The organism is Streptomyces sp. TP-A0356, assembly GCF_001417775.1.
In the GTDB taxonomy this organism is placed as follows: domain Bacteria; phylum Actinomycetota; class Actinomycetes; order Streptomycetales; family Streptomycetaceae; genus Streptomyces.
This window is the reverse complement of record NZ_BBZJ01000015.1, coordinates 422726-448506: the sequence shown is the minus strand read 5'-3', so window position 1 is coordinate 448506 and position 25781 is coordinate 422726. Positions and strand designations below refer to the sequence as shown.

The following is a 25781-nucleotide window of genomic DNA, read 5'->3' as shown; positions in this document are numbered from 1 at the left end:
GCGGGCCCGCCGGGATCAGGTTGTGCCGGGCCTGCGCGCATGTACGGCCCGCCCGAGCCGCCGTCCGAGGAGAAGATGACCGAGGAGCGCGCCGGTCGTGTTGAGGATGACGTCGTCGATGTCGAACGCGCGTCCGGTGATGAGCGCGCCCTGGGTCAGCTCGACCAGCAGCATCACGATCGCGGTGACGAGAACCACGTGCACGATGCTCCGGGCCCGGGGCGCCAGCACCGGCAGGAGGATCCCGAACGGCACGCCGAGCATGAGGTTCCCGCCGATCTGCTTGACGGCGTCCCGCGTCACGGAATGGTTCAGATAGGCCCGCAGGGAACTGCCCGGGTGCAGATTGCTGTGCACCAGCGCCCGGGACGCGGGTGACGGTTCCAGCGTCAACCGGGCCAGGACCACCGCGAACGCCACCATGGCCGCGAAGGCGAACGCCATGACCAGCAGCCGGAGAGGGAGCGGAAGCGGCCGTCGCTCCGACGCGGCCGCGCGGGTCCGGCGGCGACCGGACTTCGCGGTGCGCGCGGGGAGCTTCGCGGTGCGCGCGCGGAGCTTCGCGGTGCGTGCGCGGAGCGCCGTGCGTGCGCGGAGCGCTGAACCGGCCATGCCGTCCTCCTGGCTTCAATGTCCCTCCGGGTAATGGCTGTTACCCGCGACGAAGGCAGTGATGCCGGACCGGGAGGGACCTGATGAAGCGCCCACCCCTGTGAGGTTGAGCTGCGCCGTGAGCGGTTTCCGTTCCCGTGCGCGGGGCACTGGGGCAGCAGCCGCTCGCGCGCCGCCATTCCGCCGGGCCGGTGCGGTGCTTGGATGGCATACCGGATGTTCCAGGACGTTTCAGACGCGGCGGTGGACGGAGGTGGTGCATGGACGCGCGGACGGCCCTGACGGGCGCGCTCGAAGTCCTCGTCTGGTGGGGCGCCCTGACCCTGCTCTGGCTCGTCCTCATCAGCACCGTCGACACCCTGGAGTGGGTGGTGGGGACGTCCGCCGCACTCGTCGGGGCCATCGCCGCCTGGGGCGCACGACGGGCGGTGGGGGACCGGTGAACGGCTGGACGCTGACGGCCACGATCGCACTCGGCGCAGGCGTCGGCGCGGCGGTGTGGGGTGTCACCACCGGGCCGCTGCGCCGCCGGGTCGTCGCCCAGAACCTGTCCAGCGCGCTCGCCTGCCCCGGACTGCTTCTGCTCGCCCAGGGCTACGGGCGCCCGGCGTACGTGGACCTCGCCCTCGTCCTCGCCCTCCTCGGCCCCGTCGGCACCCTCGTCTTCGCCCGGCTGCTCGCCGACGACCTGGCCGACGACCCGCCGCACTCCTGGGGAGTCACCTTCGCCGTCGCGGGATACGGAGCCGTGGTCGTCCTGGTGCTGTGCACCGCCACCGGGCCCGGCCGGGCGATGGTCAAGCTGTTGGTGATCGGGGCGCTGCTGATCGGTGGCAACCTCATCGCCTCCCGGGCCCTGTCCGGCGGATTCGCGGAGAGCCGCCGTGGATGACCCGCTCATCGTCGTCGTCCTGCTGCTGGTCGCCGCCTCCGCGACCGCGGCCGTCACCGTCCGCGACCCCGTCCGCCAGGCCCTCGTCCTGTCCGTGCTCGGCGTCGCCCTCGCCCTGCTGTTCACGGTGGCGCAGGCCCCCGACGTCGGACTCTCCCAACTCGCCGTCGGCACCGCCCTGACCCCGCTCCTGGTGCTGCTCTCGGTGCGCAAGGTCAGACGGAGGCAGAAGGACGGGCAGGGGAAGGCGCGGTGACCCGCCGCCTACGACTGATCGTCCTGGCCGCCGGCGGCGCGGGCCTCGCCGCCCTGCTCGTCGCCGCGTGCCTCGACCTGCCCGCCTTCGGCGGCCACTGGCACCCGTACGGCGACCGGGCCGTCCAGGCCTCCCTGGCCCGCCGGACAGCCAACACCATCGCCTCCGTCAACTTCGACCAGCGCGCCTTCGACACCCTCGGCGAGATGAGCATCCTCTTCGCGTCGGTCCTCGGAACCGTCGTCCTGCTCCGCCAGACCCGCGACGAGAAGCGCGCGCAGCCGCAGCCGGAGCAGGTGGCGCCGCCCGTGCGCCGCTACGCGCTCGTCGTCCTGCCCGTCGCCGTCGTCACCGGCCTGTACGTCATCGCCCACGGCCAGCTCAGCCCTGGGGGCGGCTTCCAGGGCGGAGTCGTCGCCGCGACAGCCCTGCACCTGCTGTACCTCGGCGCCGACTACCACGCCCTGGAACGCATCCGGCCCGTCGACCTGTACGAGATCTGCGACGCGCTCGCCGCCTCCGCGTACCTGGTCACGGGCCTGGCGGGCGTCCTCGTGGGCACGGCGTTCCTGGCCAACACCCTGCTTCCGTACGGCACCTTCAACACCCTGTCGTCGGGCGGCACCGTCCCGCTGCTCAACGCGGCGATCGGCATGGAGGTCGCCTGCGCGGTCGTCGTCCTGCTGGCGCGCTTCCTGGACCAGGCCGTCGAGATCGAGGAGGAGAACGGCAACCCATGACCGTAGTGCCGTACCTCGTGTCCGTCTGGATCTTCCTCACCGGCTGCTACGGCCTCGCGACCAGCCGCAATCTGATTCACGCGGTCGGCTGCCTGGCCGTCTGCCAGTCCAGCACCTACGTCCTGCTGCTCGCCGTCGGCTACCGCGACGGCGGCACCGCGCCCGTGTACTCCGACATCAAACCCGGCTCCCGGCCGGTCGTGGACCCGATCGTGCAGGCCCTCACCCTCACCGATGTCGTCGTCGGCGCCACCGTCACCGCACTGCTGCTCGCCCTCGTCATGCAGATCTCCAAACGTCACGGCACCGTCGACCCGGACGAGCTACGGGAGCTGCGCGGCTGATGAACCACCTGCTGCCGCTGCTCGTCGCGGCCCCCGTGCTCGGCGCCGCCCTGCTGGTCGCGGGCGGACGCCGGCTGTCGCGCCTCGTCGCCGAGAGCGTGGGGTGCGCCGTCTCGGCCGGAACCGCGGTCCTGGCGGTCTGGCTGTGCCTCAACTCCTCGCCGCCGCTGATCGAATGGGTCGGGGCCTGGACGCCCCGGAACGGCGAGAGCGTCGGCATCGTCCTCATCGGGAACGGTCCCGGCCTCGGCATGGCGGCCCTCGCCTCCCTGCTGACCCTGGCCGCCCTCGTGTACTCCTGGCGTTACTTCGACGTACCGCCGCGCCGGCACGCCGGTTCCTTCCCCGCGCTCATGCTGTTGTTCCAGGGCGGCATGAGCGGGTTCGCCATCACCGGCGACCTGTTCGACGCGTTCGTCTTCTTCGAACTGATGGGCGCCGTCGCCTACGCCCTGACCGGCCATCGCGTCGAGGAGGCGAAGTCCGTACAGGGCGCGCTGACCTTCGGTGTCGTCAACTCCCTCGGTGCCTACGCCATGCTCATGGGCATCGGCCTGCTCTACGCGCGCACCGGGCAACTCGCCATGACCCAGATCGGACGCGGGCTCGACGCCCACGGCCGGCCCGACGCGCTGACCGTCGCCGCCTTCGTCCTGGTGCTGACCGGACTGCTGGTCAAGGCCGCCGCCGTGCCCTTCCACTTCTGGCTGCCCGACGCGCACGCCGTGGCACCGACCCCGGTGTGCATGCTGCTGTCCGGGGTCATGGTCGAACTCGGCGCGTACGGGGTCTGGCGCGTGTACGGCTCCGTCTTCTCCGGACCCGGCGGGATCCCAGCGTCCGACCTGGAGCGGGCGCTGGTCGTGCTCGGCGTCCTGACCGGCGCGGTCGGCGCCCTGATGTGCTGGTACCAGCGGCATGTGAAACGACTGCTCGCCTACTCCACCGTCGCCCACATGGGGCTGTTCCTCGTCGGCATCGGCACCCTCACGCCCGAGGCGGACGACGGGGTCGCCCTGTACATCCTCGGCCACGCCGGTGCGAAGGCCGCCCTCTTCGCCTGTACCGGCGTCCTGCTCGACCGGTTCGGCTCGGTCGACGAGCCCGCGCTGCACGGCCGCGCCCGGCCGCTGCGCGGGGTCGCGGTGATGTTCGTGCTCGGCGGACTCGCGCTCGCCGGACTGCCGCCGTTCGGCACCTCCCTGGGCAAGGCGGTCATCGAGGAGGCGGTGGGCGGCCCGCTGACCGCGGTGTACGTCGTCGTGTCCGCGGTGACGGGCGGCGCGGTGCTGCGGGTCGCCGCACGCGTCTTCTACGGGCTCGGGCCCCAGCCACGGGTCGGATCCTCCTACGAGACCAAGGGCACCGGCGAGGAGCCGGAGACCCGGCACCGCCTCAGCCGGATCCCGGACACCATGACGACCGTGCCGGCTCTGCTGCTCGCGACGTCGCTCGCGGTAGGTGTGGTCCCGGGCTTGTCCGAGGTCGTGGCGCACTCGGTGAACGCGGCCGGCTCCGGCGGGGCGGCCGCCTCGCCCCACTGGACCGCGGCCGGTGTCCTGCTGGGGCTGATCTCCACGGCCCTGGCGGTCGCACTGGCCGCGCTCGCCGTCACCCGCCCGCGACCGCTCGGTGAACGACCGTGGGTGCTGTCGCTGCGCCGTCTGCAGTCCGGGCACATCGGGGACTACGTGGCCTGGGTGCTCGCGGGCGCGGCCCTGCTCGGGGCGCTCGTCCTGCCGGGGATCCTCGGCGGCTGAGCGCCGAACCGCTCTCAGGAGCCATAGGACACGTGCACCTCCTTGAAGCCGAGGGACTTCAGCAGTCCGTCGAGCATGCTGGTGGTGTTCGTCTCGGCGCGGGAGGTGAGTCCGCTCTGTTTCGCCGCGTCGCCGATGTGCTGGACCGCCAGTTGCTGCACGGCCCGTTCGCTGTTGGGGTTGTCCGAGAAGAGATCGCCGATACGGTCCAGCAGTCCCCGCTGCTTGGAGACGGCGTACGAGTGATCGGGGTCGAGCGCCGGTTTGCCCAGCGCCGCGTGAGGCAGCCGGAGCGTGGCGGACGTCCGGTCGCCGTTGACCGTCACGTCCTTCTCACCGACCTTGCCGAGGTCGACGTACGCGTCCACGGTGCCCGCGCCGACATACAGCGTGCGGGTGCCGCGGATCGCCGACGGCAGGAACCTGGAGTCCTTCTCCAGGTCCACGACGACCTGGAAGTTGCCGGAGGCGGCCTCGTAACGGCTCATGTCCTGAACGGACTTCAGGAGCGCGGGCCCCGACCGGTCGTACGTGTCCGTGCCGAACAGGTCGCGCAGCCCCGGCAGCACACTCAGCCGCAACCCGGCGAACAGCAGCGCGAGCACCGCGACGAGGGCGATGACCGCTTTGATCCAGCCGGGCATCGGCCTCTTCACGGGCGCCGATTCGGACGCCTGCTTCGTGGACGTCGTCATGTCGACAGTCCTCCCTTCTCCACCTCGGATGCCCGCCGACGGCCTTGAGGGAACGCGACGCTGGCATCTCGATGGGGCGGAGGCACCGCCTCGCACATGAGCTCGTACATGAGCTCGCATGTGGGATTGCTGTGAATCGGTGGGGGGTTTGAACACCGGCAGGCCCGTCTCCGTACAGAGAGGGGGATTTTCGTGCCAGCCCGGCCATGACGTGTAGGAGTACTCCTTGAGACGCAACACGCGCAGACGCCCTACCGGCGCACGGCGCGCGACCTTCGGAGCAGTCGCGCTGATATTGGGCGGAGGGGGGCTGGTAGCGGCGAACGTCTACGCTTCGGCATCCGAAGGCTGGGGCGGCGGGCCACAGTCGAGCCAGAGCGGCGACCAGGTCCTGACAGCGGGGACCGTGACCATCGACTGCCCGGACGTCGGCAGCCGGCTCACGGCGGTGCCGAAGCGGGCGAAGACGGACGTCGACAAGGAACTCGCCCTGCTCGACCAGCAGATCACCGAGGCGTACGCCCGGCTGACCTCCACGCGTCAGGCCCAGGCGAACGACGCCAACTACGTCCAGAACGCGATCCTCGGGCCGCTCAAGGACAAGCGGACCGCGGTGATCGACCGGATCAAGACCGACTACCAGCGGGTGGGATCCACCGCACCCAGCGCGATCGACGGTCAGGCCGCCTGTACCGGAATGGCCGCCGACCAGTCGCAGACCACCGGCGGCCAGAACGCCAACGGCCGGCCGGGCAACAACGGCGGCCAGAACAACAACGGCGGCCTGCCGCAGGGCAACGGCGGCCAGCAGCAGGGCAACGGCGGTCAGGCCGCCGGCGGCCCCGTCGCCTCGGACTTCGTGGACATCACGGCCGTGCAGCCGAACGCCCAGAAGCCCGCTGCGGGGGCCAACGCCTCGACCGGGGCGTTCGAGACCAAGTGCGGTGTGAACGCGAACGGCAACCACAACACCGACAACGTGATCGTGGCGCCCGGTGTGAAGAACGGCGCGCACCATCTGCACGACTACGTCGGCAACCAGTCGAACGACGCCTTCGCCACCAACGACACCTTCGCGGCGGCCCGAACGAGCTGCGAGAACCAGGGCGACCAGTCGTCGTACTACTGGCCGGTGGTGCGCGTGCAGGACGGCACGCAGGACTTCGACCAGAACGCGGACGGCGGTGGCAAGGAGGGCAACGTCGGCCGGATCCTGGTGGCCAAGCAGGCCGAGATCAAGTTCGTCGGCAGCCCGACGGCCAAGGTCGTGGCGATGCCGCGGTTCCTGCGCATCATCACCGGTGACGCCAAGGCCTTCACCAACGGCCCCAAGAACGCCAACGCGCACTGGAGCTGCACCGGGTTCGAGGACCGCCAGCTGACGGACAGGTACCCGATCTGCCCGCAGGGCAGCCAGGTGGTGCGGACGTTCGCGTTCCAGAGCTGCTGGGACGGCCAGAACATCGACAGCGCCAACCACCGTACGCACGTCGCCTTCGCCGACGCGGGCGGCAACTGCCAGAACGGCTTCAAGGCGATCCCGCAGCTGACGATGCGTCTGGTGTACGACGTGCCGCAGCCGGTCATCCAGAACGGCCAGGTGAAGAACGCCTACGCGGTGGACGGCTTCCCGGAGCAGCTGCACAAGCCGATCACCGACCACGACGACTTCATCAACGTCATGACCGATGGACTGATGACCCAGGTGGTCGACTGCATCAACAGCGGCCGGCAGTGCGGCGGCGCCAACGCCGGTGGGCAGCCGCAGAACACGGCGTCACCGTCCGCCGACCCGGGCACCGGCTCGGGCGGCAACGCGGGCTCCGCCCCCGGCACCGGCGGCGGACAGCAGACGACGCAGCCCCCGGTCAGTGAGCAGCCCTCCGCCGGTGCGCAGCCCCCGGCCAGTGCGCAGCCCCCGGCCAGTGAGCAGCCCCCGGCCAGTGCGCAGCCCTCGGCCAGTACGCAGCCTCCGGCAGGTGCGCAGCCCTCGGCAGCGGCCGGTACGCCGGGCACCGCGACGGCCGGCGCGCCCGGCACCGCGGCACCGGGCGGAGGTTCTGCAGGCAACCATGGCGGTGCCGCTCCGAGGGTCTACGCGTCACCCTCGGCGGTCCTCGGTGACGCGGCCACCGCGCCACCGAGTTCCCCGGCCGTCGGCCAGGCCGGCGAAGCGGCGGGCGCCGGGCCGAGCTCTCCCGCGGGCGCGGGCGCCGGCTCGACCGTGCCGCAGGCCGCGCCGCAGACGGAACCGCAGGCGGTCAGGGGTGGCTTGGCCGAGACGGGCGCGCAGCTGTGGCCCGCGGCGGCCGGGGCGGTTCTCGTGATCATGGGCCTGGTGCTCCTGCGTCGCATCGGACGCAGATCCATGTGACACACCGCCCCTCGGGCGGCACAGGCGAAGGCGACCGTACCCGCACGGCGGGTACGGTCGCCTTCACGGATCAGCTGGTCTCCAGGGACCCGGCGGCCTCCGACCGGCCGAGGGCTTCGTCCAGGGACGCCGACGGCGGCAGCAGCTCCGCCAGCCCGGTGATCCGCAGGATGCGCAGCGTGAGCCCATGGGTGCAGACCAGGTGCAGCGTGCCGCCCCGCGCGAGGACACGGCGCCTGGCCCGGTACAGCAGACGCAGCCCGGAGCAGTCGAAGAACTCGACCGGGCCCAGGTCGAGGACGATCCGCGGGGCCGGGCGGCTGGTCGCGGAGTCCAGGAAGGGCGTGATCTCGAAGGCGGCGACGACATCGATCTCACCGTGGAACTCGAGCACCAGGTGACCGCGGTACCGATGAATGCGCAGATGCCGGGTGAGCGGTGCAGGGTCGTGCTGCACGTCGACATCGCCTCCAACGCCCTTACGAGCCCCGCAAGTTAGCCCCCGATAGACTGAATTTGAGCATGTTCGATTGACATATGTCTTCGAAATACGGGCGAGTCGGCCTGTGAATCTGCTGAGTCTGCCTCCAGTGGCCGTCAGTCCACGATCAGGACCAGCTTGCCCGTGGTCCGGCCGGTCTCGCCGAGCTCATGTGCCTTGGCGGCCTCGGTGAGCGGGAACGTTCCGGCGATCGCGGCGTGCAGCTTGCCCGCCTCGACGAGCTCCGCGATCGCCTTCATGCCGTAGTGGTCGGCGTCGACGAGCATCTCCGTCGCGCGCACTCCGAGCTTCTCCGCCTCCAGGGGCAGTTCCTTCGACCCCCGGGGCAGGATCGTGACCAGGATTCCGCCCCTGCGCAGGGTCCGCAGGGAGCGCTGGACGTAGTCGCCGCCGATCGTGTCCAGGACGACGTCGACGTCCCGCACCGCCTCGGCGAAGTCGGTCTCCCGGTAGTCGATCAACTCGTCCGCGCCCAGCCCGCGCAGGAAGTCGTGCTTGCCCGCGCTCGCCGTGCCGATCACATACGCGCCGCGCGCCTTGGCGATCTGCACGGCCACGTGCCCGACCCCGCCGGCGGCCGCATGGATCAGCACCCGCTGCCCCGGCTGCAGGTCCGCCGTCTCCACCAGCGCCTGCCAGGCGGTCAGCGAGACCAGCGGCAGTGCGCCCGCCTGTGTGTGGTCGATCGCCGGCTTGTGCGTGAGGGCGCGGGCCGGGGCGGTGACGTACTGGGCGTGCGAGCCGTGGCCGAACGGGTAGGGGAGCATGCCGAAGACCTCGTCGCCGGGCTTGAAGAGGGCGACGCCGATCCCCGTCGCCTCGACCACGCCGGAGACGTCCCAGCCCAGGACGAAGGGGGGCTTGCCGAGGAAGCCCCCGGTGGCGCGGTGCTTCCAGTCGGTCGGGTTGACCCCGGCGGCGCGCACCCGGACCAGTACCTCGTTCGGCCGGGGAGCGGGGCGCTCCACCTCTACCACCTTGAGAACCTCGGGACCGCCGAGGACGTCCTGACTGATGGCGCGCATCGTCTGCACAGTGTTCATGGTGGACCAGCCTGCCGGGGCCGTCCGCACAGGGAAATGGCACGATTGCCAACCTTCGATAAGATCGTGCCATGCAGCAGGCGGAACGGGTCGCGGTCCTGGCGCTCGACGGCGTCATCCCCTTCGAGTTGGGCATCCCCAGCCGGATCCTCGGCGCCGCCGACGGCCGGTACGAGGTGCTGACCTGCTCGGTCGACGGTCGGCCGGTGCGCACCAGCGCGGACTTCACGATCGCCGTCGAGCACGGACCGGAGGCCCTGGCCACGGCGGACACCGTGGTGATCACATCGATCTCGCCCGACCGCGTCACCGCCGCGCTGCCCGGGGACGTCACCGCCGCGCTCGCGCACATCCGCCCGGGCGCGCGCCTCGTCTCCATATGCACCGGCGCCTTCGTCCTCGCGGCGGCCGGGTTCCTCGACGGCCGGAGGGCGACCACGCACTGGCAACTCGCCGACCTGTTCAGGCTCATGTTCCCGCAGGTCGCCCTGGACCCGGACGTGCTCTACGTCGACGACGGCCAGGTCCTCACCTCGGCCGGCGCCGCCTCCGGGGTCGACGTCTGTCTGCACATCCTGCGCAAGGACCACGGCAGCCAGCTGGCCAACAAGGTGGCCCGGCGCTGTGTGGTGCCCCCGTGGCGCGACGGCGGCCAGGCCCAGTACATCGAACAGCCCGTGCCCGAGTCCACGGCCAGCAGCACGGCCACCACCCGCCAGTGGGCGCTGGAACGCCTGGGCGAGCCGCTCGCGCTGGCCGACCTCGCGGGTCATGCCCGGATGAGCATGCGTACCTTCGCCCGCCGCTTCAACGAGGAGGTGGGGATGAGCCCGGGCCGTTGGCTCATTCAGCAACGCGTCGCCCGCGCCCGCCATCTGCTGGAGTCCACCGATCTGCCGGTGGACCAGATCGCGGGCGAGGTCGGCTTCGCCACCGGAGCCTCGCTGCGGCAGCATCTGCACGCCGCGATCGGCGTGTCGCCGCAGGTGTACCGGCGCACGTTCCAGGCGGCCCGCTGACGCGTGCGGATCGCCGGCTGCGGTGCGGTGCGACCAGCAACTGCCAGGAGTGGTCGGCGATCTCCTGCGCGGTGGCGTCGATGAGACGGTGCGGCCGGTCCGCGAGCACGTTCGCGACGGCGGCGGCCACCGCGGACGGCCGACCAGCGGCGCGTCGCTGTTGCGCGGCCTGCTCCCCGGGGCTGCGCTGCCGTCAGGCGTCGGGTGCCGCGAACACGCGCTCGCCCCCGACATAGGTGAGCGCCACCCGTGTCCCGCCGATCGCCTCGGGCGGCCCCGCGTACGGATCGCGGTCCAGCACCACCAGATCGGCCAGCGCCCCCGGACGGACGCTGCCGGTGTCATCGAGATGGTTCGCGTACGCCGACCCCGCCGTGTACGCCGTCAGCGCGGCCGTCAGGCCGATCCGCTCGTCCGGCAGGAACACCGGCCCCGACCCGCCGGGAACGACCCGGTTGACCGCGACATGGATGCCCTCCATCGGATCGGGGCTGCTGACCGGCCAGTCGCTGCCCGCCGCGAGCGTCGCCCCGGACCGCAGCAGCGCGCCGAACGGATACTGCCGGGCGGCCCGTTCGGAGCCGAGGAAGGGGATCGTCAGTTCGTCCATCTGCGGCTCGTGCGCGGCCCACAGCGGCTGGATGTTCGCCGTGGCACCGAGCTGTGCGAAACGGGGCACGTCGTCGGGGTGCACGACCTGCAGATGGGCCAGGTGCGGCCGGGTGTCGCTCGTCCCGTTGGCCTTGCGCGCGGCCTCGACGGCGTCCAGCGCGTCGCGCACCGCCCGATCGCCCAGCGCGTGGAAGTGGCACTGGAAGCCGAGGGCGTCCAGTTCGGTGACGTAGGAGGGGAGCCGGGCCGGATCGATGAAGCTGGTGCCGCGGTTGGCGGTGGCGCAGCCGCACCCGTCCAGGTACGGGTCCAGGAGCGCCGCCGTCCCGGTCTCGGCGACTCCGTCCAGCATCAGCTTGACACTGCCGGCACGGAACCGGCCGTGGCTCAACGCCGCCCGCCGCTCGACGAGTTCGGGTATCTGCTCGGCGCCGCGCTCTCGGTCCCACCACAGCGCGCCGACGACCCGCGCGGTCAGCGAGCCGTCACGGGCGGCCGCCAGATAGGCCTCGGACGGGTCGTCCATCCCGAGGAAGTCACCGACGAGCGCGTCCTGCCAGGCGGTGATCCCGAGCGCGTGCAGATGCCGCTGGGCGTGCAGCAGCGCGGCCAGCCGGTCGGCCGGGGTGGCCGCGGGGGTGAGGCGGCCGACGTACTGCATGGCCCCTTCCTGGAGCATGCCCGTGGGCTCGCCGGACGCGTCGCGCTCGAACCGTCCGTCGGCCGGGTCCGGGGTGTCCCGGGTGATGCCCGCCAGCTCCAGGGCGCGGCTGTTGGCCCAGGCGCCGTGGTGGTCGCGGTTGGGCAGATAGACCGGCCGGTCCGGGACGAGCCCGTCGAGCAGCTCCTTGGTCGGCATACCGCCTTCGAAGGCCTCCATGGACCAGCCGCCGCCGGTGATCCACTCCCGCTCCGGGTGCGCGTCGGCGTACGCGCGGACGGCGGCCAGGGTCTCCTCGGCGGTCCTCGCCCCGGTGAGATCGCACTGGGTGAGTTCCAGCCCCGCCGGGACGGGGTGGATGTGCGCGTCCTGAAAGCCGGGCAGCAGCAGCCGTCCGGCGAGGTTCACGACCTCGGTGCGGGGACCGGTCAGTGCGTGTGCCTCGGTGTCCTTGACGGCGGCGATCCGGCCGCCGACGACCGCGACCGAGGTGGTGACGGGGCCCTGAGGGGTGAGGACGGGGCCACCGGTGAAGAGGAGATCGGCCTGCATGGTTTCCGTTCCGTGTAGGGGTGTCGGGGGGTCAGCTCTGCGCGGCGAGGAGTTGGGGTGCGTCCGCGTCCGTGCCACGGCCGGTGCGGAAGTACGGCGATCTGCGCACCCATTTGGCCCAGGCCGCCGCGAAGCCGGAGACGACCATCAGCGTGGGCATCAGCAGCAGGAACCAGCCGTTGTCGGCGCGCGGCGCGAGATGGTCGGTGGACCTGTAGAAGGACCAGCCGAGGTAGCCCCCGAGTCCGAGCAGGGCGAGCGCGCTCAGCGCGGGCAGCAGCGCGGCCCGGACGCCCTGGCGCCAGTCCTCCCGCAGCAGCCCGCGGAAGCGCACCGCCGCCGCGAGCCCGGTGAGCGCGTAGGACAGCGCGACCACGAGGCCCACCGCGTTGACGGTTGCCATGATCATGTCGGCGAGGCGGGGGATGACCAGCGCCAGGGCGGCGACCGTGGCCGCGAGCGCGCCGATCAGCAGCGTTCCGGCGGCCGGTGTCCCGTACCGCGCGTTCACCCTGGACCAGACAGGACCGAGCGTACGGTCCCGGCTCATCGCGAACATCGCGCGGGCCGTGGGAATCACCCCCGCCTGCAGGGAGGCCACCGCCGAGAACATCAGCGCCACCAGCGGCAGCGCCGCCACCGGCCGGGAGGCGAGCCGGTCGCCGAAGTAGGCCAGGCCCTGTGCGCCATGACCGGCCAACTCCGGCTCGGACAGGACCCGTTGGAAGGCCACCGAGCCGAGCAGGAACAGCCCCAGCATGGTGACGAGTGTGGTGATTCCGGCCCGGGAGGCGTCCCGGGCGTCGCGCACCTCCTCGTTCACGCTGAACGCCGCCTCGAAGCCCCAGTAACAGAACACCGACAGCAGCAGCCCCTGTGCGAGCGCCGACGCCGAGGGGATGGCGAACGGGTCGAACCAGCTCAGGCTGAAGGCGTGCGGGCCGGTGACGATGCCGTATCCGCAGAAGCCCAGCAGGACGACGTACTCGAAGACGAGCAGCCCGGTCTGCAGCCGGGCCGCGGTGCGGACGCCGGTGACCGCGGTCAGGGTGACCGCCACGAGCACGACCAGACCGACCGTCGTCGTCTGCGCGGTCGACCCAGGGTCGAGCACCAGTCCCGCCATCCGGGCAGGCCGGCCTCCCCGGCCAGTTGGAGCACGGCCGAGCCGGTGACGGCCGTGGTGTACGCGAGGAACGCCACCGTGGCCACGATGTTCACCCAGCCGACCAGGAACCCCAGCCAGGGACTGAGCGAACGGCCCACCCACACATAGCCGTTGCCCGCGTTGGGCTCCACCCGGTTCAGCCGGGAGTAGGCGCCCGCGACGCCCAGGACCGGCAGGAAGGCCAGCAGCATGATGGCCGGCAGATGCAGACCGACCACACCGGCCGTCACCCCCAGACCGATGCCGATGCTGGTGGTCGCCGCCGTGCTGGAGGCGGCGATGGCGACGCCGTCCACGACTCCCAGGGACCTGCGCAGGGACGGCTGCGCGGGCGGGTCCGCGCCATAGGGGATGCGTGTCATGACCGCCTCCGATCACACAGAGGGGCCGGAATCCGGCCCGGTGACGGGAAATGAAACTGCTCGGGGCCTTAACAGGTCAACGTCGTTGACATAAGGTCCCCGCACCGGGGCGGAAGGTGTCGTCAGGCCCTCCGCAGCCGTCGGCCGACCATCCGGAGCCGCCGAACGACCGGGAGAGCCCATGACCGACCGAGTGGTCCCCCCCCTCCGCACGCCGGCGCCGACGCCCCACCAAGACCGGGGTCGTCCTCTCCGAGGAGCTGATCATCGACACAGCTCTGCGGCTGCTGAAGGAGCACGGCGCCGACGCCCTCACCGTCCGCCGTCTCGGCCGTGCCCTCGGCGCCGACCCCACCGCCCTGTACCGGTACTTCCGCGACACCGACGACCTGCTGCTCGCCATCGCCGACGAGCTCATCGGCCGTACGCTGCGCATCTGGCGCCCCACCGGCGAATGGCGCGCCGACCTGCGGGAACTGGGACTGCGGATACACGCGGGGGCGCTGGCGCACCCTCAGGCGTCGGTGCTCAGCTCCTACCGGGTGACCGGACGGGCGCACGAGATCGAGGCCGTCGAGACGATCCTGGGCGTGCTGCGCGGAGCCGGCTTCCCGGACCCCGAGGCCGTACGGATCTACCACGCGTTCGTCGACCAGGCCCTGGCGTTCGCGGCCCTGGACGCGGCCAGCACGTCCCTCCCGCGTGCCGCGCGTGAGGCGGAGGCGCGGGTGTGGCGCGCCACCTACGCCCGGCTGCCCGCAGACACGCACCCGCACATCGCGGCGACGGCTCGCCATCTCGCCGCCGACATGCGCCACAGCTCCTATCCGGCAGCGCTCGACCTGTTGCTGTCCGCGGCGGCGGCACGGCTGGCGGAGATCGCCGGACCGTAGGCCCCTCCAGCGGGCCGGATCCCGGACGTCGTACCCGTACCACCCGCCACCAGGAGGCCCCGATTCCCTGCCACCCGCCACGAGGAGGCTCCACCGGGACGACCTTTGGGGCGGCCGCGCGCCGCCGGCTCGTCGCCGACTGAATCCGGGGGACGGGGTATCCGGGGAACGTAGGCGGGCGGGGCACCGCCCGCCGCGGACCCGTACGGAGGAAGCATGGCACTGGTACTGGCGGGCGTCGTGGTCCTGGACTGCGCCGAGCCCGAGAAACTCGCCGCGTTCTACAGGGAACTGCTGGAGGCCGAGGAGGTCGACGCGACCGCGAACCGGGTGGAGATCAGGGGCGCGGACGGGATACGGATGGCGTTCCGCCGGGACGTCAACGCCACCCCGCCGAGCTGGCCCCGCCCCGAGAACTCCCTCCAGGCCCACCTCGACTTCCTCGTCGAGGACCTCGACGAGGCCGAGCGGAAGGTGGTCGGGCTGGGCGGCCGCCCACTGGAGGCAAAGGACGCGGCGGGGCCGTTCGAGGAACGCGGTTACGCGGACCCCGCCGGGCACTCCTTCACCCTGCGCGTGACCAGGGACACGGCACCCAAACAGGGGTGAGGCGGCCTATGGGCGCACGACGCGGCGCGGCCGGGGCCGGGCGCCCATTCCGTTCGGAGCTCTCAGTCCCGGCCGCCCTTCCCGGTGGCCGGCCACACGCCCGTCGAGCGCTCGATCGCCTTCGCCCCCGTGCGGTCCGCCGCGCTGCGGGCGACGGCGAAGAGGGCGCCCTGGAGCGCCGCGGCGAGCAGCACCTCCACCCAGCCGCGATCCCTGTCCAACGCGTCGGGCGCGTCGTCCTCGTGGCGTATCGCCTTCCAGGTCTTCCGGAAGGCGATACCCGCGAGGGCTCCGCTCGCCCAGCCGAGGGCGAACCCCACGGGCTTGTAGACGAGCGGCAGCTTCGCCTTGGTCCTGTTCCTGTCCTTGGCCACGTCTGTCTCCTCTGCTTCTTCCCCTGCGGCCGCCGGTGCCCCAGGGCCTCAGGGCCGTCCCCCGGCCGGAACTTCCTCCTCCGCACGCACCGGCCCCGGCGGAGTGCCGTCACCGAACGGGCGCCCGCCCAGCCGTTCCCGGCCGTGCGGCGCCAGCCACCCCGCCAGGTCCGGTCCCAGCGGCACGATGCCGGTCGGGTTGATGCCCGTGTGGACCTGGTAGTAGTGGCGTTTTATGTGGTCGAAGTCGACGGTGTCACCGAAACCGGGTGTCTGGTAGAGATCGCGGGCGTACGCCCACAGCACCGGGTCCTCCGCCAGCTTGCGGCGGTTGCACTTGAAGTGGCCGTGATAGACGGCGTCGAAACGTACGAGTGTGGTGAACAGCCGGATGTCGGCCTCGGTGATGGTGTCGCCGACCAGGTAGCGCCGCCCGGCCAACCGCTCGGACAGCCACTCCAGCCGCCGGAACACACCGGCGCACGCCTCCTCGTACTCCTTCTGGTCCGTGGCGAAGCCCGCCCGGTACACCCCGTTGTTGACGTCCTCGTACACGACCCGCATCACATCGTCGATCTCGTCGCGCAGCCGCTGGGGGTAGAGATCGGGCGCCCCCTCCCGATGCAAAGCCGTCCACTCGGTCGCCAGGTCGAGGGTGATGCGCCGGAAGTCGTTGGTCACCAGCGCTCCGCTGGGCACGTCCACGATCGCGGGCACGCTGACCCCGCCGGGGTAGCCGGTCTCCCGGGCGTCGTACGCCTCACTGAGGAAGCGGATGCCGAGCACCGGGTCACGGCCGTCGGGGTCCAGCGTGAACCGCCAACTGCGGTCGTCCTGGACCGGATCGGCGACGGCCAGGGACAGCGCCTCCTCCAGGCCGAGCAGCCGTCGCGAGATCACGGCCCGGCTCGCCCAGGGGCAGGCACGGCTGACCACCAGCCGGTAGCGCCCGGCCTCCACCGGCCAGCCGTCGCGCCCGTCCGCCGTGATGCGGTCGGCGAAATGACTCCTCGACCGCCTGAACTCTTTCCTGCCGTACGCGCTGTTGCCCTCGGCCATGCCGCCCCTTCCTCCCGCGGACCTCCGCCCGGATGCCCGTCGGGTTCCCCGATTTCCGCCCCGACACCGTGTGAGAGGCACGGACGGGGGCAGTCGGGGGAGGTGGGCGGGACATCATCGGACGCACAGCGGCTGGACAGGACACCGTCGGGGCGGGAGCCCTCGGGCGGCGAGTCGTCGGGTCTCGAGCCCCCTACGCGGCGCGGGGACTCCGACCGCGGGACGCGTGTCACGGTGCTCGTGGCACTCGCCGCGAATCTGGTGATCGCCGTGGCCAAGGCCGTGGGCGGACTCCTCGCGGGCTCACCCGCGCTGTTGTCGGAGGCGGCCCACTCCGTGGCCGACAGTCTGAACGAGATCTTCCTGCTGGCCGCCCTGCGCCGCAGCCGCCGCCCGGCCGACCGGCGCCATCCCTTCGGCTATGGCAAGGAACGCTTCTTCTGGTCGCTGCTCGCGGCCGTCGGCATCTTCGTGATGGGCGGCTGCTTCTCCTTCTTCCAGGGCTTCGAGGCCCTGCGGAACGGCACGAAGGAGTCGTACGGCGGCTATGTGGCGGGGCTCGTCGTGCTCGGGGTCGCGCTGCTGTCGGAGGGCGCCTCCCTGGTGCGCGCCCTCCACCAGGTGCACCGACAGCACGGCACGGCCGCCCAGCGGCTGCGCGACCCGGCGCTGCGCACGGTCCTGGCGGAGGACAGCACCGCCGTTCTCGGGGTCCTCCTCGCGATCGCCGGCATGGCACTGCACATGGTCACCGGGAACGTCGTGTGGGAGGCCTCCGCCTCGCTCGCGATCGGCGCGCTGCTCGTGTACGTCGCCTACCGGCTCGGCCGCGACGCCCGGGACCAGCTGATCGGCCAGGCCGCCGATCCGGAGCTCAGCCGCCGGGTGCGCGCACTGCTGGAGGCGCAGCCCGAGATCGACAGCGTGGAGGAGCTTCTGACCATGCAGCTGGGCCTGGAGTCCCTTCTGGTGGCCGCCCGCGTCGATCTGGTGCCCGGCCTGGACAGCGAGGAGGTGGAGGAGGTCGCGGTGCGGATCAAGCGCTCCATCGGGCACACCGTCCCGGAGGCGCACCAGATCTTCCTCGACATCACGGACGCCCCGACCCGTGCGGCCGCCCGGCGGACGGACGGCGACGCGGAGGGCCCCGCCGCGACGGGGGAGCGCGGCGGGGCCTGACGGACGGCTGCCCGGCCGGGCGCGGAACATGCACCCGGATGCGGATGGAATCTCGGCGGGTGGCGGTGCGCCCGGACGCGCACGGTCCCCGCGGCGGTCATGCCCGCTCCCGGGTGCGACGGCGGGCGGCAGGGGGCGGCACCCGTGCGGCGGCGGCCGCGACGTCAACTCCTGGCGTCGACGGCATGTCGTCGGCGTCTCCACCACGCCCCGTTGCTGCCGACCGGCGGCCCTGCGCGACCGGGTGGCCACCTGGGACGTGCCGCCGGATCCGCCCCGGCGCCCATTCTGTTCGGAGCTCCAACAGCCGTTGCCCGCGAGGCCCCTCGGACGCGGACGGGCCCCTCGGATGCGGACGGGCCGCCCGGCGCGCGGCCGGGCCGCCCCTCCGACCCGGCGCGGTCACGCTCCGGACGGCTCCAGCACGAAGACGGGGATCTCACGGTCCGTCTTCTTCTGGTACTCGTCGTACGGCGGGTACGCGGCGACCGCCCGCTCCCACCACACCGCCTTCTCCTCGCCCGTGACCTCACGGGCCGTCATCTCCTGGCGCAGCGGGCCGTCCTGGAGCTCCACCGTGGGATGCTGCATCACGTTGTGGTACCAGACCGGGTGCTTGGGCGCGCCGCCCAGCGAGGCCACCACCGCGTAGTTGCCCTCGTGCTCGACCCGCATCAGCGGGGTCTTGCGGATCTTGCCGCTCCTGGCGCCCAAGGTGGTGAGGATGACCACGGGCAGCCCCGTCTCGAGCAGTGTGGTTCCCCGGGTGCCGCCGGAACTCTCGTAGAGCTCGACCTGATCGCGCACCCACTGCGTCGGGCTGGGTTCGTACTCGCCCTCAAGAGGCATGGCATCCGTCCCATCGTCGCGTACGACTGCTGTCTCGTCCGTCGTGCCGCGGGCCCACAGCCCTGGCCGGGGGACCGCGTGCGTCAAGATTCAACACCAGCCGCCGGTGGTTTCATCCACGACCACGCGCCCGAGTTGGCGTACGGGCCGTCCCCGTGCGGCGGCGGCCGGGCGCGCTCCCCGGCGGCCGTGCGGTGATCAGGTACGGCATGGACGCGATCCGGCGGGCACAGGCGACGGGACCGGCCAGGGGCCTCGCCGCGCGGGGAACGCTTTGCGTCACGCCGGAAGGACCACCATCCGCACCGCCAGCGCCGCGATCACCGCGCTGGAGACGAGTGCCGTCACCAGCTGCCCCCGCCGCCCGGCCAGCGCCCGGCCGAGCAGCGCACCTCCCCCGGCCAGAGCGAGTTGCCAGCTCGCGGACGCGGCGAAGGCGGCGACGACGAACAGCCCCTGCTCCAGCGGCCGTAGCGGGTCCCCGGCACGACTGCCGAGGACCAGCGCGGCGAAGTAGACCACGGTGGCCGGATTGAGCAGCGTGATGCCCAGAAGCCCGAGATACGCCCGTGCGGCGCCCGGTGGCTCCGCTCGGACCGCGGTGGCGGCGCCCGCCGATCGGTACCGGCGCAGGGCACCGACGCCGCCGAGGAGCGAGAGAGCTGCCAGTACGAGTGCCGAGGCCCAGCGCAGCGGGACCACCACCGGGTGCAGCACGGGAGACAGGGTGGTGCTGCCGATGACGGCCACCAGGGCGTAGAGCCCGTCGGCGGTGGCGACGCCGAGCGCGGCGCACGCACCGGTGCGCAGGGACGTACGGGCGGTCAGGGAGACGAGGTAGGTCCCGATGGCGCCGACGGGCACGGCGATGCCGTATCCCGCGACCAGCCCCGCGACCAGCGCGCCGGTCACGACCCGGACGGCGAGGGCCCGCGCGACCGGTCGGCCTGCTGCTGTCGGCCCCGCACCGGGTGGGCGTCTGAGGTCGGCGGCAGGAAGGCTTCGATCGTCGGCATGGGCCGATCCTGGAGGAGCGGCCCATGCCCGGCAAGCGAATTACGATGAGAGCGTGCCCGTGCGACGTCGCGGCGGGCCGAAGCGACCCCCGTGCGACGTCGCGGCGGGCCGAAGCGACCCCCGCGCCGCGTCCCGGGCGGTCGGCGGCGAGTCAGGCCGCCGACACAGTGACATGTCTTTGCGCCATATCCGGCATCCGGTGGATCTGGCCGAACTTCGCGTGGTTCTGTAGATGCCTCGGGCATCTAATGATGATCGGCAAGAGCGAATCTTCGCGTGCGAGGTCATTCATGACGAAACCCGGTGCGACCGTGTCAGAACCCGTCGCCTTCCCCCAGGACCGCAGCTGCCCCTACCACCCGCCCACCGCCTACGACCCCTTGCGCACGGCCCGGCCCCTGGCCCGGGTCACCCTGTACGACGGGCGTGACGTCTGGGTGGTCACCGGCCACTCCGCCGCCCGTGAACTCCTGGCCGACCCGCGTCTGTCCTCGGACCGGACCCGGTCCGGCTTCCCGTTGACGAACAGGCGCTTCGCCGCCGCCCGCGACCGCAGGGCCGCCCTGCTCGGGGTGGACGACCCCGAGCACCGCACCCAGCGCCGCATGCTGGTCCCGAGCTTCACCCTCAAGCGGACCACCGCGCTGCGCCCCGGCATCCAGGAGACGGTCGATCGGCTCCTGGACGCCATGGAGGCCGCGGGCCCGCCCGCCGAACTGGTGAGCGCCTTCGCGCTGCCCCTTCCGTCGATGGTGATCTGTGCGCTGCTCGGCGTCCCGTACGCCGACCACGACTTCTTCGAGGCGCAGTCCCGCAGGCTGCTGCGCGGCCCGGCCCCGGCCGACACCCGGGACGCCCGCGACCAACTGGACTCCTACCTCGGGGAGCTGATCGACCGAAAACGGAAGGAGCCCGGGGACGGGCTGCTCGACGAGCTGATCCAGGAGCAGTTGCGCGACGGTGGGCTGGACCGGGCCGAGCTGGTCTCCCTGGCCACCCTCCTGCTGGTCGCCGGGCACGAGACGACGGCCAACATGATCTCCCTCGGTACGTTCACCCTGCTGCAGCACCCCGACCAGCTCGCCGAACTGCGTGCCGACCCGGGCCTGATGTCCGCCGCGGTCGAGGAACTGCTGCGCTTCCTGTCCATCGCCGACGGGCTGGTGCGGGTGGCCACCGAGGACATCGAGATCGCGGGAGTCACGATCCGGGCCGACGAGGGCGTGCTCTTCTCCACGTCCGTGATCAACCGCGACACCGCGGCCTTCTCCGAACCGGACACCCTGGACTGGCACCGCCCGGCCCGCCACCACGTCGCCTTCGGGTTCGGCATCCACCAGTGCCTCGGCCAGAACCTGGCCCGGGCGGAGCTGGAGATCGCCCTGCGCGCTCTCTTCGCACGGCTGCCCGGTCTACGGCTCGCGGCTCCGGCGGAGGAGATCCCCTTCAAACCCGGCGACACGATCCAGGGGATGCTGGAACTTCCCGTGACCTGGTAAGAGGCTGCGACCATGACCGACGACATCACCATCTCCATCGACAAGGACGTCTGCATCGGGGCGGGCCAGTGCGCCCTCACCGCGCCGGGCGTCTTCACCCAGGACGACGACGGCTACAGCGAGCTGCTGCCCGGCAAGGAGGACGGCGGGGGCGACCCGCTGGTACACGAGGCCGCGCGTGCCTGCCCGGTGGGCGCCATCACCGTCTCCGGGAAGGGGGCCGAGGCCGGGCAGGCCCGGTGACGGAGCCGGCCCCGGGCCCGCCCGGCGGGCTCACCGGTGGGCGTCCAGCAGCAGTCCCGCGGCGTGGGCCGCGTGCTCGGCGGGCTCAGCGGTGCCCTCCGTGCCCGCGGTCACCGTGGCACCCTCGGCCAGCAGGTACAGCTGGCCGGCGAGGGGCGCGGGCAGCCCCGCATCGGCCACCAGACCGGCCAGGTACGCCTTGAACGCCCGCTTGTGCGCGCGCACCTGGGCCACCACCCGTGGTGAGGTGGCGCCCAGCTCGCCGTACGCGTTGATCCAGGCGCACCCGCGGAAGCCGGGTTCGCCGAACCAGTCCCGCAGCCAGTCGAACACCGCCAGAATCCGCTCGAAGGGGTCCGTGTGCCGGTCCACATGCTCGGCCAGTCGCTGTCGCCAGCGCACGTCACGCCGCCTCAGATAGGCCTCGACCAGCTGCTCCTTGGCGGGGAACAGCTGGTACAGGCGCTTGAGCGACACCCCTGACGCGCTGCGGATGTCGTCCATGCCGACGCTCTGGACGCCGCGCCCGTAGAACAGCGTCTCCGCGGCGTCCAGCGCCCGGTCGCGGGCGAGTTCGCTGTCCATGTACGAGCCCTCCTGGGCGTCCCGATGGGAGAACCGACGTTCTCGGTCCCCACGGTAGCAGCCACCCGGCGGGCCGCGCGCGCCCCTCAGTGCCCTAGAGTGCACTCGTGATCCACCGCGCCCGGAAACCATTCCTCCATGTCGTCGTCTGCGCCGCGGGCATCGCGCAGGATGTCGGCACACTGATCACCGCGGCCCAGGAGCGCGACTGGGACGTAGGCGTCATCGCCACGCCCCTCGCCCTGCGCTTCTTCGACACCGCAGAGGTCGAGGCACAGACGGGCCGCCCCATCCGCTCCGCCTGGCGCAGCCCGGGCGACCCACGTCCGTTCCCGGACCCCGACGCGGTCGTCGTGGCCCCGGCCACCTTCAACACGATCAACAAGTGGGCCGCCGGCATCTCCGACACCCTCGCGCTCGGCGCCCTGTGCGAGGCCGGCGGGCTCGGCGTCCCGATCGCCGTGCTGCCCTGCGTGAGCGAGGCGCTGGCGGCCCATCCCGCCTACCCCGCGAGCCTCGAACGACTGAGCGGCATGGGTGTCCGGTTCGGCCATCCCTACCCCGGAGGGGTGGGCGAGGACGGCAGCCGCCCGGAGTTCCGGTGGGAGCGGGCCCTGGACCTGCTCACACTGCCGTGAGCGACCCGGTGCCGCACGCGTGCGGCGAGGATGCGCGTACCGTCGGCGGGCCGTCCGCGGCCACGCCGTACGGTCACCTGGCGGCGGGAAGCCGCTGACCTCAGTGGCCCGGGCCCCGCGTACGGCGATCCCGTGTGCGATGCCGGGCGACGCTCTACTGTCGTCCCATGACCGGAGACCGCATCGCGCTGGCCGTTCACGACCACGGAGGCGAAGGCACGCCCCTGCTGCTCCTGCACGGCGCCGGACGCACCCTCACCGACTGGGCCGCCGTCGCACCCCTCCTCGCGGCGCGCCACCGCGTGCTGGCCGTTGATCTGCGCGGCCACGGCCTCTCGCCGTCCGCTCCGTGGAACCTGCCCGCGGTGCTGGGCGACCTGGAGGAGGTCCTGGCGGTGCACGGGATGGCGGGCGCCCTGCCCGTGGGGCACTCCCTCGGCGGCCTGCTCGCCGTGCTCTACGCACTGGAGCACCCGGACGTAACCCCCGGCGCCGTGAACCTCGACGGATTCGGCTGGGGGCGTCCGGACCAGTACGTCGGCCTCGATCCGGACCAGGTCGCACAACACCTCACCGACGTGAGGAAGTTGAGCGCCGCAGGCCTGGGCAGGGAACTGTCCGCGGACGGGCTCAAGGACCTGCTCGCCGAACAGCGCGCGATGTCCGACCAGCTCGGCATCCCCTACGAACTACTGGAGGCCGGCGTCCTGCGCTCCGTGCGGACGCGGGACGACGGTGTCCTGGAGGTGCGGCCCGGCCGGGAGGAAGCGGTGCGGATGCTCGCCGCCATGGACGCGCTCGACCCCTTCGCCCTGTTCCGGCGGATGACCGCCCCGCTGCTGCTGGGCCGCGCCCAGCGGCCCGTGCCGTCCGTCCCCGGCCTCGACTGGTTCGACCCGATGATGGCCGCCTACGCCAAGGGGCTCGCCCGCGATCTCGCCGCGCTGGCCGAGGAGCGGCCCGGCGTGACGGTCGCGGAGATCGACGCCACGCACGCGATGCTGCTGGAGAACCCCAGGGCGGTCGCGGAGGCGGTCCTCGCCTTCACCTCCTGACCGGGAGATGCTCAGTGCGGGCCGGGGGCGGCGAACTCCGCTCCGCACGGGCCCGCGCCCTCGCTCTCGGGCAGTGCGACCGGCGAGCCGTCCATGGTCAGGGTCCGGTAGAAGCCGCCGATGCGCCGCGTGGAGCGACCGACGTAGTGCCCGATGAAGGACCGGCGGAACCGGTCGGCGCTGCGGTTGGGCTTCGACCCGTGCACCAGGCTGCCGTTGAAGAACAGCACGTCACCCGGCTCCATCACGACGGGCACCGCGGCCAGGCCGGGCGGCGGCGGTACGTACTCGCGCGCGAACGACACGTCCGCGTCCGCCTCCTCGGGGCAGAACAGGTCCATCCGGTGTGTGCCCGGCACCACCTCCAGACCGCCGTTCCCCTGGTCGACGACGTCGCAGGCGATCCACGCGGCCACACAGGTGCCCGGCTCGACGCGCAGATAGAAGTTGTCCTGGTGCAGTGCCTGCCCGCGAGCTCCCGGCGGTTTGAAGTAGAACATGCTCTGCGCGGCCAGCACCTCCTCGCCCAGCAGCGTTTCGAGGATCGCCCGCAGCCTGGGATCGAGCAGGAAGCGCAGCGACAGCTCGCTGATGCGGTGCGGGTGCATCACGCGGGGGTGGACGTGCAGCGGATCGGCCGTCCCGTCGATCCCGCACGCCCGGGGCTCGAAGTGCCCCGGCACCGGCCCCGCCGCGTGCAGCGCCGTGAACTCGGCGCACAGGTCGTCGATCTCGGCGCGGGAGAACAGTCGGCGCGCCACCGCGAAACCGTCCTCCTCGAACGCCTCCATGTCCATGGCCGTCATGGGGCCTTCCCTTCCCGGCGGTGTCCGACGTGCCTCAGGCTAGGGCCCTTCCGACGGACCTCCGCGGCGTCGCGACACACGCCGAGAGCACGCACCGGACGCCGCTCCTTGTCCCACGGAGATCCGTCAGAAGCACCGTAGGCCGGAGCGCCTTCAAGGAGGATGCCTGTGCGTGCTGACGCATTGCCCGAGCCTGCCGACCCGGCCCCGCCGCCCGGCCTGGTGACCGTCGGACGCTTCGACCAGCCGACGGGCTACGGAGTCAACAGGCCGAGCGGCGCCGACAGTTGGCTGTTCACCTGGACCACCGGCGGCCGGGGCACGCTGTGCCAGGGCGCGTCCCGTGTGACGGCAGACGCCGGCGACCTGGTGGTGCTGGGGCCCGGGACACCGCATCGGTACGCGGTGGCGCGGGGCGCCCGGCACTGGGCCTTCTGGTGGGCACATTGCCAGCCCCGTACTTCCTGGGCCGCCCTGCTCGACCCCTACGACATGGGCGACCGGCTGTACGCCGTGGCCGCCGGACACGGGCGGGACCGCATCGAGACGGCCTTCCGGCGCATGCTCGCCGACGCCCGCTGGGGCGGGATCGGGGCGCCCCCCGACCCCGTACCACCCGCCGACGGCGAGGTCTCGGTCGCGCACGGCACCGTCGCCCGCGCGCTGGCCCTGTGCTGTCTGGAGGAGATCGTGCTGCTCGCCACCGCCGCCCGGGCGCAGCCGTCGCGCTCCGGCGTGGACGGGCGGATCCGCCGTGCCCAGGCCCTCATCGAGGCCGACCCGGCCGCGCCGCACACCGTACGGTCCCTGGCCGAAGGCGTCTCGCTCTCGCCGTCCCGCTTCGCGCACCTGTTCACCGAGCAGCTCGGACACTCCCCGATGCGGGCGTTGCGCGAGGCACGACTGCGGCATGCCGCCCGGCTCTTGGCAGCAACCGAACTACCGGTCGAACGCGTGGCCGCCGCCTCCGGTTTCCGCAGCCCGTTCCACTTCCATCGCGTCTTCCGCCGGCACTACGGAACCCCACCGGGTGCGTACCGGTCCGCGCAGCGGGGCGCCGCCGGATGAATTCCGGCAGCGAAGGAGCCGGAAGGAGCCGGAATTCCCGGAGCTGGTACCTGTTTGGCTGACCTTTCGTCAAGTCATCGGGCTGGTACAGGAAAAGAGGAAAAGGGAGGGAGTCTCTTGTTCGCCCTCGGTGACCTGTGCGAAAGTGTCACCGGTAGCGCGCGGACCATGGTATTTACCGCGCCGCACGCGGACGCCGTCGAGCGTCGCCCGCTTCGAAGGAGCCGTTCTGGGTGGGCGTTCGTTGTGCCGAATAACCCTCCCCGGAGTTGGAGGAACGTGGACGCGAAAGACGGGGGTCAGTGGAATTCCCCC

26 protein-coding genes and 2 pseudogenes are annotated in these 25781 nt (G+C 72.2%); 16 read left to right on the top strand and 12 right to left on the bottom strand.

All coding sequences use genetic code 11. The annotated features are described in order from the left end of the window. Positions 1–15: 15 nt before the first annotated feature. Entirely contained in the window at positions 16–612 is a 597-nt protein-coding gene (locus tag ASC56_RS10610; protein ID WP_055491000.1) for a VanZ family protein, read from the bottom strand. A 260-nt stretch (positions 613–872) separates the two neighbouring features. On the opposite strand from ASC56_RS10610, the gene ASC56_RS10605 reads away from it, so the two are divergent. From ASC56_RS10605 to ASC56_RS10580, 6 genes are read left to right on the top strand one after another with little or no spacing between them, the layout of a single operon-like run. After that, positions 873–1055: a hypothetical protein gene (locus ASC56_RS10605; RefSeq protein WP_055490999.1), complete on the top strand. Its 183-nt coding sequence runs from the start codon at positions 873–875 to the stop codon at positions 1053–1055. Beyond that, positions 1052–1504, top strand: coding sequence for a monovalent cation/H+ antiporter complex subunit F (locus ASC56_RS10600; RefSeq protein WP_055490998.1), 453 nt, complete (start codon positions 1052–1054; stop codon positions 1502–1504). Before ASC56_RS10605 ends, ASC56_RS10600 begins: the two co-directional genes overlap by 4 nt. Continuing rightward, positions 1497–1760: a DUF4040 domain-containing protein gene (locus tag ASC56_RS10595; protein ID WP_055490997.1), complete on the top strand. Its 264-nt coding sequence runs from the start codon at positions 1497–1499 to the stop codon at positions 1758–1760. Before ASC56_RS10600 ends, ASC56_RS10595 begins: the two co-directional genes overlap by 8 nt. After that, complete coding sequence (locus ASC56_RS10590) at positions 1757–2500, top strand: MnhB domain-containing protein (RefSeq protein WP_055490996.1); 744 nt, start codon at positions 1757–1759, stop codon at positions 2498–2500. The genes ASC56_RS10595 and ASC56_RS10590 overlap by 4 nt, the downstream gene beginning before the upstream one ends. Further along, on the top strand, positions 2497–2844 hold the full coding sequence (locus ASC56_RS10585; RefSeq protein ID WP_055490995.1) for a sodium:proton antiporter: 348 nt from the start codon (positions 2497–2499) through the stop codon (positions 2842–2844). Before ASC56_RS10590 ends, ASC56_RS10585 begins: the two co-directional genes overlap by 4 nt. Further along, positions 2844–4604 (top strand): complex I subunit 5 family protein, encoded by a 1761-nt coding sequence (locus tag ASC56_RS10580; protein ID WP_055490994.1) that lies wholly within the window; start codon positions 2844–2846, stop codon positions 4602–4604. The genes ASC56_RS10585 and ASC56_RS10580 overlap by 1 nt, the downstream gene beginning before the upstream one ends. Positions 4605–4618: 14 nt before the next feature. Here the strand turns inward: ASC56_RS10580 and ASC56_RS10575 are convergent, their stop codons facing one another. Then, positions 4619–5299, bottom strand: a complete 681-nt coding sequence (locus ASC56_RS10575; RefSeq protein WP_063784949.1) for a DUF4230 domain-containing protein — start codon at positions 5297–5299, stop codon at positions 4619–4621. Between the two features lie 226 nt (positions 5300–5525). On the opposite strand from ASC56_RS10575, the gene ASC56_RS10570 reads away from it, so the two are divergent. Then, on the top strand, positions 5526–7673 hold the full coding sequence (locus ASC56_RS10570; RefSeq protein WP_055490993.1) for a DUF1996 domain-containing protein: 2148 nt from the start codon (positions 5526–5528) through the stop codon (positions 7671–7673). Positions 7674–7743: 70 nt separating this feature from the next. Here the strand turns inward: ASC56_RS10570 and ASC56_RS10565 are convergent, their stop codons facing one another. Both ASC56_RS10565 and ASC56_RS10560 read right to left on the bottom strand, forming a co-directional pair. Then, positions 7744–8130: an anti-sigma factor antagonist gene (locus ASC56_RS10565; protein WP_055490992.1), complete on the bottom strand. Its 387-nt coding sequence runs from the start codon at positions 8128–8130 to the stop codon at positions 7744–7746. Positions 8131–8270: 140 nt separating this feature from the next. Beyond that, on the bottom strand, positions 8271–9218 hold the full coding sequence (locus tag ASC56_RS10560; RefSeq protein WP_055491094.1) for an NADP-dependent oxidoreductase: 948 nt from the start codon (positions 9216–9218) through the stop codon (positions 8271–8273). Positions 9219–9289: 71 nt separating this feature from the next. On the opposite strand from ASC56_RS10560, the gene ASC56_RS10555 reads away from it, so the two are divergent. Then, complete coding sequence (locus ASC56_RS10555) at positions 9290–10237, top strand: GlxA family transcriptional regulator (protein ID WP_055490991.1); 948 nt, start codon at positions 9290–9292, stop codon at positions 10235–10237. Between the two features lie 193 nt (positions 10238–10430). Here the strand turns inward: ASC56_RS10555 and ASC56_RS10550 are convergent, their stop codons facing one another. After that, a complete protein-coding gene (locus ASC56_RS10550; RefSeq protein ID WP_055490990.1) occupies positions 10431–12062 on the bottom strand; it encodes an amidohydrolase in 1632 nt (543 codons plus the stop codon). Positions 12063–12093: 31 nt separating this feature from the next. Beyond that, positions 12094–13592: pseudogene (locus ASC56_RS10545) on the bottom strand (APC family permease). Positions 13593–13773: 181 nt separating this feature from the next. Between ASC56_RS10545 and ASC56_RS10540 the strand changes: the two are divergent. After that, positions 13774–14485, top strand: a pseudogene (locus ASC56_RS10540) (TetR/AcrR family transcriptional regulator). 216 nt (positions 14486–14701) lie between these two features. Further along, positions 14702–15094, top strand: a complete 393-nt coding sequence (locus ASC56_RS10535; protein ID WP_055490989.1) for a VOC family protein — start codon at positions 14702–14704, stop codon at positions 15092–15094. Between the two features lie 62 nt (positions 15095–15156). Here the strand turns inward: ASC56_RS10535 and ASC56_RS10530 are convergent, their stop codons facing one another. Beyond that, complete coding sequence (locus ASC56_RS10530; protein ID WP_055490988.1) at positions 15157–15468, bottom strand: DUF4235 domain-containing protein; 312 nt, start codon at positions 15466–15468, stop codon at positions 15157–15159. 48 nt (positions 15469–15516) lie between these two features. Further along, positions 15517–16527 (bottom strand): glutathione S-transferase family protein, encoded by a 1011-nt coding sequence (locus ASC56_RS10525; protein ID WP_055490987.1) that lies wholly within the window; start codon positions 16525–16527, stop codon positions 15517–15519. A gap of 234 nt (positions 16528–16761) precedes the next feature. On the opposite strand from ASC56_RS10525, the gene ASC56_RS10520 reads away from it, so the two are divergent. Continuing rightward, the gene (locus ASC56_RS10520) at positions 16762–17706 is read left to right on the top strand and encodes a cation diffusion facilitator family transporter (RefSeq protein WP_055490986.1); all 945 of its coding nucleotides are present in this window, start codon (positions 16762–16764) and stop codon (positions 17704–17706) included. Between the two features lie 402 nt (positions 17707–18108). Here ASC56_RS10520 and ASC56_RS10515 read toward each other — a convergent pair whose 3' ends face one another. Continuing rightward, the gene (locus ASC56_RS10515; protein WP_055490985.1) at positions 18109–18555 is read right to left on the bottom strand and encodes a nitroreductase family deazaflavin-dependent oxidoreductase; all 447 of its coding nucleotides are present in this window, start codon (positions 18553–18555) and stop codon (positions 18109–18111) included. 279 nt (positions 18556–18834) lie between these two features. Next, positions 18835–19467 carry a LysE family transporter gene (locus tag ASC56_RS10510; protein WP_055490984.1) on the bottom strand — a complete coding sequence of 211 codons (633 nt, stop codon included), beginning with the start codon at positions 19465–19467 and terminating at the stop codon, positions 18835–18837. A 395-nt stretch (positions 19468–19862) separates the two neighbouring features. Here ASC56_RS10510 and ASC56_RS10505 point away from each other — a divergent pair, with 395 nt between their 5' ends. Both ASC56_RS10505 and ASC56_RS10500 read left to right on the top strand, forming a co-directional pair. Continuing rightward, complete coding sequence (locus ASC56_RS10505; protein WP_055490983.1) at positions 19863–21071, top strand: cytochrome P450; 1209 nt, start codon at positions 19863–19865, stop codon at positions 21069–21071. A 12-nt stretch (positions 21072–21083) separates the two neighbouring features. Next, positions 21084–21314 (top strand): ferredoxin, encoded by a 231-nt coding sequence (locus ASC56_RS10500; RefSeq protein WP_371330050.1) that lies wholly within the window; start codon positions 21084–21086, stop codon positions 21312–21314. A gap of 30 nt (positions 21315–21344) precedes the next feature. Here the strand turns inward: ASC56_RS10500 and ASC56_RS10495 are convergent, their stop codons facing one another. Continuing rightward, a complete protein-coding gene (locus ASC56_RS10495) occupies positions 21345–21899 on the bottom strand; it encodes a TetR/AcrR family transcriptional regulator (protein ID WP_055490982.1) in 555 nt (184 codons plus the stop codon). Positions 21900–22006: 107 nt separating this feature from the next. Between ASC56_RS10495 and ASC56_RS10490 the strand changes: the two genes are divergently transcribed. Both ASC56_RS10490 and ASC56_RS10485 read left to right on the top strand, forming a co-directional pair. Beyond that, on the top strand, positions 22007–22537 hold the full coding sequence (locus ASC56_RS10490; RefSeq protein WP_055490981.1) for a flavoprotein: 531 nt from the start codon (positions 22007–22009) through the stop codon (positions 22535–22537). A 167-nt stretch (positions 22538–22704) separates the two neighbouring features. Further along, positions 22705–23592: an alpha/beta fold hydrolase gene (locus ASC56_RS10485; RefSeq protein ID WP_055490980.1), complete on the top strand. Its 888-nt coding sequence runs from the start codon at positions 22705–22707 to the stop codon at positions 23590–23592. An 11-nt stretch (positions 23593–23603) separates the two neighbouring features. Here ASC56_RS10485 and ASC56_RS10480 read toward each other — a convergent pair whose 3' ends face one another. Then, complete coding sequence (locus tag ASC56_RS10480) at positions 23604–24398, bottom strand: phytanoyl-CoA dioxygenase family protein (RefSeq protein WP_055490979.1); 795 nt, start codon at positions 24396–24398, stop codon at positions 23604–23606. Between the two features lie 162 nt (positions 24399–24560). Here ASC56_RS10480 and ASC56_RS10475 point away from each other — a divergent pair, with 162 nt between their 5' ends. Continuing rightward, positions 24561–25466: a helix-turn-helix domain-containing protein gene (locus tag ASC56_RS10475; protein WP_055490978.1), complete on the top strand. Its 906-nt coding sequence runs from the start codon at positions 24561–24563 to the stop codon at positions 25464–25466. The last annotated feature ends 315 nt before the right edge of the window (positions 25467–25781 follow it).